The sequence below is a fragment of the Shewanella waksmanii ATCC BAA-643 genome, assembly GCF_000518805.1.
Taxonomy (GTDB): domain Bacteria; phylum Pseudomonadota; class Gammaproteobacteria; order Enterobacterales; family Shewanellaceae; genus Shewanella; species Shewanella waksmanii.
On sequence record NZ_JAEH01000005.1, the window covers coordinates 81631 to 92885 of the forward strand.

11 protein-coding genes are annotated in these 11255 nt (G+C 48.0%); 8 read left to right on the forward strand and 3 right to left on the reverse strand.

Going from position 1 to position 11255, the window contains the following annotated elements; translation table 11 throughout:
• The first annotated feature begins 102 nt into the window (after window positions 1-102).
• From L865_RS0103120 to L865_RS0103135, 4 genes are read left to right on the forward strand one after another with little or no spacing between them, the layout of a single operon-like run.
• Complete coding sequence (locus tag L865_RS0103120) at window positions 103-651, forward strand: hypothetical protein (protein ID WP_028771894.1); 549 nt, start codon at window positions 103-105, stop codon at window positions 649-651.
• Window positions 651-1634 (forward strand): COX15/CtaA family protein, encoded by a 984-nt coding sequence (locus L865_RS0103125; protein WP_028771895.1) that lies wholly within the window; start codon window positions 651-653, stop codon window positions 1632-1634. Before L865_RS0103120 ends, L865_RS0103125 begins: the two co-directional genes overlap by 1 nt.
• 12 nt (window positions 1635-1646) lie before the next feature.
• On the forward strand, window positions 1647-2558 hold the full coding sequence (gene cyoE / locus L865_RS0103130; RefSeq protein WP_028771896.1) for a heme o synthase: 912 nt from the start codon (window positions 1647-1649) through the stop codon (window positions 2556-2558).
• Window positions 2559-2561: 3 nt separating this feature from the next.
• On the forward strand, window positions 2562-3194 hold the full coding sequence (locus tag L865_RS0103135) for an SCO family protein (RefSeq protein ID WP_028771897.1): 633 nt from the start codon (window positions 2562-2564) through the stop codon (window positions 3192-3194).
• A 72-nt stretch (window positions 3195-3266) separates the two neighbouring features.
• Here the strand turns inward: L865_RS0103135 and L865_RS0103140 are convergent, their stop codons facing one another.
• Complete coding sequence (locus tag L865_RS0103140; protein WP_028771898.1) at window positions 3267-4313, reverse strand: polysaccharide deacetylase family protein; 1047 nt, start codon at window positions 4311-4313, stop codon at window positions 3267-3269.
• A gap of 21 nt (window positions 4314-4334) precedes the next feature.
• Here L865_RS0103140 and L865_RS0103145 point away from each other — a divergent pair, with 21 nt between their 5' ends.
• Window positions 4335-5681 carry an MATE family efflux transporter gene (locus L865_RS0103145; RefSeq protein WP_028771899.1) on the forward strand — a complete coding sequence of 449 codons (1347 nt, stop codon included), beginning with the start codon at window positions 4335-4337 and terminating at the stop codon, window positions 5679-5681.
• 87 nt (window positions 5682-5768) lie between these two features.
• Here the strand turns inward: L865_RS0103145 and nfuA are convergent, their stop codons facing one another.
• Window positions 5769-6344 carry a Fe-S biogenesis protein NfuA gene (gene nfuA / locus L865_RS0103150; RefSeq protein ID WP_028771900.1) on the reverse strand — a complete coding sequence of 192 codons (576 nt, stop codon included), beginning with the start codon at window positions 6342-6344 and terminating at the stop codon, window positions 5769-5771.
• 279 nt (window positions 6345-6623) lie between these two features.
• On the opposite strand from nfuA, the gene L865_RS0103155 reads away from it, so the two are divergent.
• Complete coding sequence (locus L865_RS0103155) at window positions 6624-9074, forward strand: M14 family zinc carboxypeptidase (RefSeq protein ID WP_342666122.1); 2451 nt, start codon at window positions 6624-6626, stop codon at window positions 9072-9074.
• Window positions 9075-9091: 17 nt separating this feature from the next.
• On the opposite strand, the gene L865_RS0103160 is transcribed toward L865_RS0103155, so the two are convergent.
• Window positions 9092-9835, reverse strand: coding sequence for an amidophosphoribosyltransferase (locus tag L865_RS0103160; RefSeq protein WP_028771902.1), 744 nt, complete (start codon window positions 9833-9835; stop codon window positions 9092-9094).
• Window positions 9836-9873: 38 nt separating this feature from the next.
• Here L865_RS0103160 and bioH point away from each other — a divergent pair, with 38 nt between their 5' ends.
• Together bioH and L865_RS0103170 are read left to right on the forward strand one after the other, a co-directional pair.
• Entirely contained in the window at window positions 9874-10647 is a 774-nt protein-coding gene (gene bioH, locus L865_RS0103165; RefSeq protein ID WP_028771903.1) for a pimeloyl-ACP methyl ester esterase BioH, read from the forward strand.
• Between the two features lie 60 nt (window positions 10648-10707).
• Window positions 10708-11196 carry a hypothetical protein gene (locus L865_RS0103170; protein ID WP_028771904.1) on the forward strand — a complete coding sequence of 163 codons (489 nt, stop codon included), beginning with the start codon at window positions 10708-10710 and terminating at the stop codon, window positions 11194-11196.
• Window positions 11197-11255 lie beyond the last annotated feature (59 nt).

Here is an 11255-nt window from a genome sequence, read left to right on the forward strand (position 1 = left end):
AACTTGTCTCCTAGCCGTCTCGGGAGTGACTATTCAGCAAGCCATTGCTTGGTATTTTTGATGCCAGCGCACGGCTTAGGATAACTAACGAGAGGAGATGGAATGAACTCCCCAACAAAAACGAACGGCGCTAAATCCTTAATCATATTATTGCTGGTATTTGTTATGCCAGTGGCCGTCGCTAAGCTTGTCTTAGCCTTTGACCTCTACCAAGGCGGAGCCACTAACAAAGGCGAGTTGCTAAGCAATGACATCAGCTATCAAAGCTTAGCCATCACCAACCCCTCACCTGCCCACTGGCAGTTGATGTACTTAGTCCCTAGTGATTGTGCTCAACAATGCCAAAACCGCCTCTATATTCTCAAACAAAGCCATACGGCGATGGGTCGTGAACAAGAGCGCATTCAACCTGTGGTGTTAGTTAACCAACACAGTGATACGCGCCATCTTGGTCAATACGATTTTAATGTTGTTGATATTGGCGCGCAAAACCCCAGTGTACTTGAGCAGCAAGCCGTTGTGGTAGTCGACCCATTAGGATCGTTTGTGATGCGCTACCCCAGTGTGAGCGACAAAGAGCAGCAGATCATGCAAGGCAAGTCTATGGTTGCCGACCTACGCAAGTTACTGAAATTGTCGAGGGTTGGCTAATGCGTTTGCAGTTAGTGTTAAAAATCACATTAGTGTTCACCCTGTGCGTGATATTGATGGGCGCTTATACCCGCTTATCCGACGCTGGCCTTGGGTGCCCCGACTGGCCCGGTTGCTATGGCATGCTGAAGGTTCCTAGCCAAACTCATGAGCTGTCGGCTGCACAATCTGCCTTTCCTGGACATACGATAGAGCCAACCAAAGCCTGGCTAGAGATGATTCACCGATACATCGCCGGTGCTCTGGGCTTATTTGTGCTGTACATCTTGTACCTGTGCTTGCGCCAACAGGATGCCCCCAAGAAACTGCCCACTTTTATTGCGCTGTTGATTCTATTTCAAGCCGCATTAGGTATGTGGACTGTCACCATGAAGCTGATGCCAATCGTTGTGATGGCCCACCTCATTGGCGGCTTTAGTTTAATCTCACTACTGTTGCTGCTGTACCTGCGTACCGGACAGATCCGCATTCCCGGAGGGGACCCGCATATTCGCAAATTGGCCCCGTTCGCCATGGCTTGTTTAGGGGTATTAGTAGTGCAAATCATGTTAGGAGGCTGGACCTCATCAAACTACGCCGCACTGTCTTGCACTGTGCTGCCGATATGTGAAGGGGATTGGTATAACAAGCTCGATTTCATTAGCGCTTTCAACCCGTTTCAGGGGCAACATGATACCTATGAATTTGGTGTACTCGATTACGGTTCACGGATGACCATCCATGTGACCCACCGTATTGGCGCAGTGATCACCGCAGCAATGCTGATCATTTTGGCGGTCAAACTACTTAAACATTCGCAATCGGCCCTGCTTAAACGCAGCGCTTGGATACTACTGACATTACTTGCACTGCAAATTGGGCTTGGCATCAGCAATGTGGTGTTGCATTTACCACTTGGCATCGCCGTTTCCCATAACGGTGGCGCAGCCTTACTGCTGTTAGCCATGGTATTCATCAACTACGCCATTTGGCGCAAAGCTTAGCGAGGTTCCATTATGGCAGTCACACAACAATCAACGTCACTTGCACAATCACAACCACAAACATTGCAGTGGCGCGCTTATTTAGAGATGACCAAACCCAAGGTGGTAGCACTGATGCTGCTGACCGTACTCGTGGGCATGTGCCTAGCCGTACCCGGCGCCGTTCCAGTTGTCCCTATGATCGCAGGGTTAGTCGGTATCGGCATGATGGCTGGCGCCGCTGCTGCCTATAACCATATGATAGATAGACGTATCGATGGTTTGATGGCACGCACTTACAATCGACCGCTGCCAAAGGGCCGCGTGTCGATCTATAAGGCACTCACCTTTGCCACCAGCATGGCACTGGGCGGCTTTGTTCTGCTTTATGCGGTAGTCAATCCGCTAACCGCTTGGTTAACCTTTGCCAGCTTGATTGGCTATGCCGTTATCTATACGGCTTATCTTAAGCGAGCCACTCCGCAAAATATCGTGGTCGGTGGGCTAGCGGGGGCAATGCCGCCGCTGTTAGGCTGGACATCCATCACCGGAGAGTTTCATGGCCACGCGCTGTTGTTGGTGATCATCATTTTTGCTTGGACACCCCCGCACTTTTGGGCGTTAGCCATCCACCGTAAAGCTGAATATGCCAAGGTTGATGTACCGATGTTACCGGTCACCCATGGCGTAGAGTTCACTAAGACCTGTATCTTGCTTTATACCGTTTTGTTAGCCGTAGCCTGCTTGTATCCGGTGTTGGTGGGAATGTGCGGCCCGCTGTATTTGGTAGGGTCAACCTTGCTCAGCTGTGGCTTTATTTATAAAGCATGGCAACTTAAGTACCGAGACAAACCTGGACTGGCGATGGACGTGTTTAAATTTTCCATCTATCACTTAATGATTTTGTTCTTAATCCTATTAGTTGACCACTATTTATGGACCTAATTTATGCCTAAACTACTTTGGATTGTTGTTGCGGTGGTGATTATGACCGCCGGTAGTTTAACCGCTGTGCGTTTAAGTGAGCCAAAAGCCTTGCAGTTACAAACCAGTTTTGTGCTGCCACAAGCGCGACCTGTTGCACCGTTTAAGATGCAAGATCAATATGGTAACGCCTTCACCGAACACCAATTGCTGGGTAAGTGGAGCTTAGTCTTTATTGGCTACACCTCATGCCCTGACGTGTGCCCGACGACAATGGGTAAACTGTCTGCGGTGTACCCAAAATTGAAACAACAGATGGACATTCAAGTGATATTCTTATCCGCCGATCCTGAGCGCGACACTCAGGCTCGGTTACTGGACTACATGAACTTCTTTAATCCAGAGTTTATTGCCATTACCGGTGAGCATAAGCAGTTACACCCACTAAGCCGTGATTTAGGCTTTGTCTATGCCATGGTTGGGGACGGTGAGGATTATCAAGTCGACCATAGTGCATCGATGACATTAATTTCGCCACAGGGGCTTAAGGTTGCGACAATTAAACCTAAGTCGTTAAAACTTGGTCAAATCCCGCAGATTGCCAACGCCGCGCTCGTGAGCGATGTGGTGGCAATTGTTGACAACCAACGGGGTTAATAGGCAGCTAAGCACTTTGACGGTGCAAGTTTATGCAGCCTGCTATTAGGTATGGCAGGCTAGCTGTTAGGCCTACTCTTTTATCCAGCTACCATCATCTTTCGGTCGTACCCAAGCTTGGGAGAACCAGTAGTAGCGGCCGCTAGATTTGCTCGGTACGGTACAATTGTAACGCGAGCGCCCCGGCGGCAAGTCTAACCCTGCACGGATAGTAAATTGGTTTTCACTGATCCACAGTGGCTTTTTTTCACCTTGACCTTGCACGAAACACATTAACTGGTGTGGATAGATATCGTCCATATCTAACGTGACTGTCAACTCAGGACGCCACTGGCCATCACTAAGCTCAGGGTTAGTTAGGTTTAACGCGGTTACCGGCATATTTAAACTGTGCAGTTTCACTTTCAAGCTCGATAGGTCTGCATAGACGCCTGCTACTGGAAAGCGTGGAATCGCCGTCATCGAGGTATATTTGCCAACCGCGCCACTTTGCTGGCCTAAGCCAACATAGCCTTGTTCTGTTAACCACTGCTCTATCTCGGTGTTGTACTCACCATAGGGATAAGCCAGCATTTTGTAATTATGGCCAATGTGCTTAGCAATGGCAGCTTCGGTATCTAAAATACTCTTTGCTATGCGCGCTAGCCACTTCTCATCACTCTCATCAGCTTGCTTACGAATAAGGTGCTCATGGGCCCAGCTATGATTGGCTATTTCAGCGCCTTCATCGGCCAACTGTCGCAAGCGTTGCCAACTCATCATTTCACTGTACTGCTTCTCTATTGGCTCAATAGCCACAAAGATGGTGTATGGGAAGCCGTATTCCTTTAAGATGAGATGCGCGGTGTCGGCAATATTGTTATAGCCATCATCAAAGGTGATCACCACAGTTTTGTCTGCTAATGGCTCACCCGCTTTTACTGCCGCCAATACTTCTGAAAGCGGTCTAACAACAAATTGATTCTGCTTTAAATAATCCATCTGTTCGCGGAACTGTTCCGGCGTTACACTGGTAATTGCCGGCGTATCGGTCGCCACATGATGGTATTGTAAGATCACCGCCGCGTGAGATGAGAAACTAACCATCGCGATCAGCGAAATGATCAAGCGTTTAAACATACTGTATACCCCAGAGAGTCTATGTCGCCGCTAGCACTACTATTCGACAAACAAAAAAATAAGCAATTGTTGGCACTCGCTTTGCCAATGATTTTGTCCAATATCACTGTGCCGCTATTGGGTCTAGTCGATACCGCCGTCATTGGTCACCTAAGCAATGCTTATTATTTAGGCGGAGTGGCAGTCGGGTCAACGATTATTACCCTAATCCTATGGATTCTCGGCTTTTTACGCATGGCAACCACCGGGCTAGTTGCCCAAGCTTACGGCGCCAATGATACCCAGCAGCAATATCGTTTACTGTTACAAGCGGCAAGTTTAGCACTCATTTTAGGATTGTTCGCTATTGCGCTGCAGTATCCCATCATGAATACCGCTATGGCCTTGTCAGATACCAGTGCGGCGGTAGAGCAATATTGCCGGGAATATTTCCACATTCGTATTTGGTCGACGCCTTTTGCGTTACTTAACTTAGTCCTACTCGGCTGGCTGCTAGGCCGGCAACAGCCCCGCGCTGCTATGTGGCAATTAATTATCGCCAATAGTGTCAACATTATTCTCGATGTAGCATTTGTCATCGGTTTAGACATGGGCGTCAAGGGCGCAGCTTGGGCGTCGGTATTTGCAGATCTAGCCGGTCTTTGCGTGGCCGCCACTATGGTTTATCGTCAGCTGGGCAAAATGGGCGGTTGGCGCTTCAGTGATACGGTAAAACAACTCTCTTTTGCCAGCTATCGACAGCTACTGAGCCTGAACGCCGACATTTTTGTGCGCAGTTTATGTTTACAATCCACTTTTGCATTTATGACCTTTTATGGCGCAGGTTTAGGAGACAATACCGTGGCCGCCAATGCGGTGCTATTAAACCTGTTACTGCTGATCTCTTATGCCCTTGATGGTGTCGCCTATTATGCTGAAGCTGAAGTCGGCAGAGCGTTTGGCGAGCGCAATCGCCGCCGATTACAACAGTCGGTCACTTTGGCATTAATGTGGTCGGCCATTGCGTCGGTCGGATTTTGTCTGTTATTTGCCCTCGCGGGCAGCCAGATTATCGCGCTACTGACCAGCATAGATGCGGTCCGAGAGGTAGCCAATACCTATCTGATTTGGGTGGTATTTTTACCCTTACTGGCGTTTGGATCTTACTTATTTGACGGTGTGTATATTGGTGCGGCCCAAGGCAAGGTAATGCGCAACAGCATGCTGATTTCTACTTTTTGTGTATTTTTCCCCACTTGGTATACCTTACAAGCGAGTAGCAACCATGCATTATGGGCGGCAATGAGTCTGTTTATGCTCAGCCGCAGCGTGCTATTAGCTGTGCATTACTATGGCCGTCTACGCCACAGTCAACTGGTGACGGGCTAACCTTCCGCGCCATTGAGCCACAAAAAAAGCGAGCAGATAAATCAGCTCGCTTTTTCAATGCTAAGGTGGTGATGCCACCGCTAACATTTACTGATAAGAGTGGTCACCGTGTTGATGCTCAGTCACATCTTTCACGCCAGATAGTTCGCCAGGGAACATATCTAATAGTTGCTTTTCAATGCCATCTTTCAAGGTCACATCGACCATTGAACAACCGTTACAACCACCACCAAACTGTAAAATGGCTACACCATCTTCAATATCAACCAGCATGATGTTACCGCCATGGCTAGCAAGCTGCGGATTGATTTCAGATTGAATAACATACTCAATACGCTCTTTCAGTGGTGCATCGCTGCTCACTTTACGCATTTTCGCATTAGGGGCTTTAAGGGTCAGTTGCGAACCAAGTTGGTCGGTAACGAAATCGATAGACGCATCTTCTAAGAAAGGCGCACTCTTTTCATCAACCATGGCATTAAAACCATTAAACTCTAGTTCCATATCATCCGCTTCAGCAGCATCTGGTGGGCAGTAAGAAACGCCACACTCAGCAGATGGGGTGCCAGGGCTGATAACAAAAACGCGAATATGAGTTCCTTCAGGCTGGTCAGCAAGTAGCTTTACAAAATGTGCCTGAGCTGCATCGGAAATGGTGATCATTAAGACATGCTCCGTCAGGTTAAACCCGAGTGTTTTAGTAAGAATTAGCGGTATGATACTCCTACTGTGCAAAGCTTTGTAGTCTTGATTACATTTTGTGAAGCTTTTTTGTGAAAGAAAACGGCATTTTTGTCACGACTAAGCTATAGTAACCCAGCAAATTAAATAATAATTTAACTAGAAAATACAATGATAAAGATTCGTTCTGCCTTGCAAAAGTCGCTGCTTTTTATTTGTTATTGCTGCCTTTCCCTACCAGTACAGGCAGACCCAAAAAAGGTGAACTCTATCGCAAATTCAGCGGTGGTTTCGCCTGCAGAATTCTTGGGTTATGAACTCGGCGAGTGGCATCTACGTCATGACCAATTACAGTTTTACTTACAGACTTTGGCACAGCAGAGTCCGCGTATAAGCCTAGAACAAACCGGTCGCAGTCACGAATATCGACCACAGCTGACAGCGGTGGTGACTTCTGCAGCCAACCAGCGCAATTTAGACAACATATTACAGCAACGACAACAGGCCAAATCCGGCGAGCAACAACAAGGACCATTGGTCATTTGGCTCGCTTACTCGATTCATGGTGATGAAGCCAGTGGCGCCCATGCGGCATTATTGCTGCTACACCAGCTAGCGATTGCCAACGATGCTTGGACGCAAAAGTTACTGGATGAAGCCGTAGTGTTAATTACCCCGAGTCAAAATCCGGATGGTCTTGACCGATTTGCCACTTGGACCAACAACTACACTGGCGTAACGAAAGTCAGCGATCCTGCACACAATGAACACAAGCAAGCTTGGCCAGCAGGTCGGCGCAATCACTACTTTGCCGATCTAAACCGCGATTGGCTGTTCTTACGTCACCCAGAATCCCAAGGCCGAGTAGCACTGTTTCATAAATGGCAGCCCCACTATGTGGGCGACTTTCACGAAATGGGTCACAATCAAAGCTATTTCTTTCAGCCGGGCGTACCGGATCGCACTCACCCGCTCACACCTATAGAAAATCAGCAGCTCACTGAACAACTGGCCGACTTTCATCGCCAAGCATTGGATGAGCGCAAACAAGGGTACTTTAGCAAACAACTATTTGATGATTTTTACTATGGCAAAGGATCAACCTACCCTGATATTAATGGCGCCATAGGCGTACTGTTTGAACAGGCCAGTGCCCGTGGCCAAGTGCAAGACTCGGTCAATGGTAAGGTACACTTTGCAGAAGCCATAGCCAATCAATTGGCCACCTCCCACTCCAGTCTCAAAGGTGCACTTGCATTAAAAGCGCAGTTACTTGAATACCAGCAGTTGTTTTATGGGCGCAAAGACAAACACCCACCAGCAGGGAAAGAAGCAGGCATATTGATATCAGCCTCAGGTGATACTCAGCGCCGTGACGACCTCGCGTCGACCTTAGCACAACATCAAATCGCCTTTTATTACCTGCCTAAGTCGATATCTCAAAGCAATATCGACTTCGCACCCAATGATGCGTTGTTTATTCCAATTAATCAGCCACAAAAGAGCTTGTTATTGGCCATGTTCGATGAACGCACTGAATATGAGAATGCCACTTTTTATGACGTGTCGACCTGGAACTTTGCCTTAGCGTATAACTTAAAAATCAAGCGCAATGTCAACCTGAATATCGACACGTTAAATACTGAGCCCGCCACATTTCAGCAAGCTCAATGGCCAAGCAGTTCTGTTGCCCTGCTCGTTGATTGGCAACAAGGTAATGCCGCGCCTTTGCTGCAGCAATTATTGTCACAAAACATTCTGGTCAAATTTGCCGCCAAGCCTTTCGCGATTAAAGCGCCAACCAAGGCTAAGCAATATGTTGCTGGTAGCTTAATGATCCCGCTCAAGCAAACCGACCACTCCGCTGAAACCATCAAACAGCAGGTGCGCGAGCTGGCCAACGCCTTGCAATTGCAAGTCGATGCCACCACAACCAGCGCCGCCCGTTCAGGCATTGATCTTGGCAGCCCGGATTTCCACAGTATCAAGCCAATAAAACCTATGATTGTGACCGGATACGGAACCGACCCTGAAGAGGTCGGTCAGCTGTGGTACTACCTAGACCAAGTACTTGGCGTGCCGCTGACTCAAGTTAGCAGCCCTCGCCTCGCTAAACTGGACTTGCAGCCCTATAGCCACATTTTTTTGGCCGATGGCAACTACGATAACCTCGATGAAAAATATGCCCGTAAACTCAGTCAGTTTATGAGTCGTGGTGGGGTGATTGTGGCGCAAAAAGGCGCACTAGCTTGGCTATCGAAAGGCAATCTCCTTAAAGCCGATATCCGTAACAAACGCTACTTTCAACAGCTATTTGACCAGGATAATTTAAGTTTTGCCGAAAAGTCACAACTCAAAGCCAAACAATCAATAGGCGGTGCTATTGTCGGGTTACAACTCGATAGTAGCCATCCGATTAATTTCGGTTTGGGACAAACAAACCTACCAGTTTTGAAAAATAAGGCCTTTGGCTTTAGCCCTTCCAGTAAAGCTTTCCAAAACGCGGCACGCTATCAAGCACAGCCGTTAATTGACGGTTTTTTAGCGCCTGAATACCAACATGCTTTAGCCAACACGCCCGCCATTGTCGTCGAGCCGCACGGCAAAGGGGCATTAGTGGCACTTGCTGACAACTTAGTGTTTAGAAATATTTGGCTCGGTTCGCAGCGCACCTATGCCAATGCCTTGTATTTCATTCCCAAACTTCACTAAGCACTCATAGTTACAAATTAGTCCGACAGTTGCGGGGCTTCTGCTCGGGCTAAGCACCAAACCTGCACATGCACCCCTTGTTTGGCCAATAACCCGGCTATGGCATGAACAGTGGTGCCTGTGGTCACCACATCATCTACTAAGGCAATACGCTGATACGCAAATGGCTGCGCAACACTAAATGCATTAGTGAGATTTGCGCGGCGTTGTTTGCCAGACAGTCCCGCTTGAGCTGGAGTATCAAGTATGCGTTTAATACAGGTATGATCGATCGGAAGTTCAAGAGCTTTAGCTAAGCGCTGCGCAATAAGAAAGGCTTGATTAAAGCCACGCTGACGCAGCCTATTTGGATGCAATGGCACTGGGACTATCACTTGTGGCATACGAATCCAGTCCTGCTCATTGGCGTACAAGATTCGTTGACTAAGCTGGGCGGACAAGGCGGGCAGGATCGCTAATTGAGTGTGGTATTTGATTGCCGCAACCCATACGCCTAAACCATCATAGTAGCGACACGCTGCCACCACGCTTAGCGGTTGGATCACCTGACAAGCACCGCAGTACTTCGCCCGTATTTGTAAAACTTTACCACATCCTAAGCAAGTATCAGCTTGGTAAATACTGGCGGTAAAACACTGCTTGCACACACCTTGTGCGCCATGCTCTACCTGCTGATGGCACATTAAACAGCTATTGGGTAAACTAGCCGCCACAATTGACGGTAACTTAGCCAACCATTTCAACCATACTTTTGCTACCATGCGCTAATCCATAAGCCATGTAATATGAGGTTTTCGAAGTGAATTCATCCCTGAACATCCATACTATAGGCCATGGACAACCCATTGTCATGTTGCACGGCTGGGGCATGAACAATGCAGTTTTCACCCCCTTACATTCGCAGCTGCAAGATTACTGTGTGCACTATGTAGATCTGCCTGGCTTTGGCCATAGTCCAGCCATTGACGGCTGTTTTGAGCAATGGGTTGAGCACTTAGTTAACCATACCCCGTCAGGCGCGATTTGGGCTGGTTGGTCATTAGGTGGGTTATTGGCAACTCAAGCGGCGATCAGTCATCCACAACACATTTCAGCCTTGGCGACTATCGCTTCCTCTCCTTGCTTTATGGCACAAGAGAGTGACAATTGGCCGGGAATACCTGCGGCGATACTGGCTCAGTTTGGCGATCAATTAGGCCAAGATTTACCCAAAACTATTGAGCGATTTTTGGCAATTCAAGCGATGGGCTGTGCCACAGCCAAAGAAGACATTAAGCGATTACGTGATTTAGTGTTGGCTAAGCCTTTACCCAATCAATTAGCGTTACAGCAAAGCCTAGCCATGCTACAAGAGATTGATTTGCGATCTCAGTTACCGCAAATTACCCAGCCATGGCTGAGGGTATGGGGACGGTTAGATGGACTGGTTCCTCGCCGAGTGCCACCACGTATGCCTGCGCATCCGCACCCACATCAAGATTTGATGCTGGCCAAGGCTTCCCATGCGCCATTTTTCTCTCATACCGAAGAATTCAGCGACGGTTTTATGAACTGGTTATCAACTTTAGCGTAATCGACTTTAACTCTTTAGTTATTTTGGTTATTATTTAACCATGACTGTAGGAGTTCAATAATGTTAGTGGTAACCAACTATCCCCAAGTACCGATTGCGACGACCAACGCCGCAACCGATGCTGCGCGCGTGGATAGTCAACAGCGACCACCTATTGTCCCACCACAGGAAGCGACGAAAGGCCACGAAGAACGCGCATTTAACCCACAAAATGAACGCGCGGCCGAGCAAGCTAAAGTTAATGAAAAACTGCAAGGCAAACAGCAAGGCTCAGGTCAGCAGCAACAAGAAGGTAAGCAACAGCAAGAGCAAAAACCCGCTGCGTTACCAAGCATATTAAAGGCTGCACTGCGAGGGAAACCGGCATTACAACGCCGAGATATTCGCGCTCAACAACAAACGCCCCAACCGAAGAGCAACAACAATGTCTCCAAACTGTTAGTTAATCAATCGCAGGAGTTTTACCAAGCTGTGGCCCATCATGTGAGTCAATTTTATCAGCAACAAACTCAGCCTAAGCCAGAGCCCGCACTGTCCTCTTCGGTTTAAAATCGCGCCAAGCAAAACCCATAAAAAAACGCCAGATAATCTATCCGGCGTTTTTTATT

Excerpts from the sequence above, each read along its gene's own strand:
- L865_RS0103135 (WP_028771897.1), top strand. The coding sequence starts at position 2,562 with ATGCCTAAACTACTTTGGATTGTTGTTGCGGTGGTGATTATGACCGCC.
- L865_RS0103125 (WP_028771895.1), top strand. The coding sequence starts at position 651 with ATGCGTTTGCAGTTAGTGTTAAAAATCACATTAGTGTTCACCCTGTGC.
- L865_RS0103170 (WP_028771904.1), top strand. The coding sequence starts at position 10,708 with ATGTTAGTGGTAACCAACTATCCCCAAGTACCGATTGCGACGACCAAC.
- L865_RS0103120 (WP_028771894.1), top strand. The coding sequence starts at position 103 with ATGAACTCCCCAACAAAAACGAACGGCGCTAAATCCTTAATCATATTA.
- L865_RS0103145 (WP_028771899.1), top strand. The coding sequence starts at position 4,335 with ATGTCGCCGCTAGCACTACTATTCGACAAACAAAAAAATAAGCAATTG.
- nfuA (WP_028771900.1), bottom strand. The coding sequence starts at position 6,344 with ATGATCACCATTTCCGATGCAGCTCAGGCACATTTTGTAAAGCTACTT.
- L865_RS0103140 (WP_028771898.1), bottom strand. The coding sequence starts at position 4,313 with ATGTTTAAACGCTTGATCATTTCGCTGATCGCGATGGTTAGTTTCTCA.
- L865_RS0103160 (WP_028771902.1), bottom strand. The coding sequence starts at position 9,835 with ATGGTAGCAAAAGTATGGTTGAAATGGTTGGCTAAGTTACCGTCAATT.
- cyoE (WP_028771896.1), top strand. The coding sequence starts at position 1,647 with ATGGCAGTCACACAACAATCAACGTCACTTGCACAATCACAACCACAA.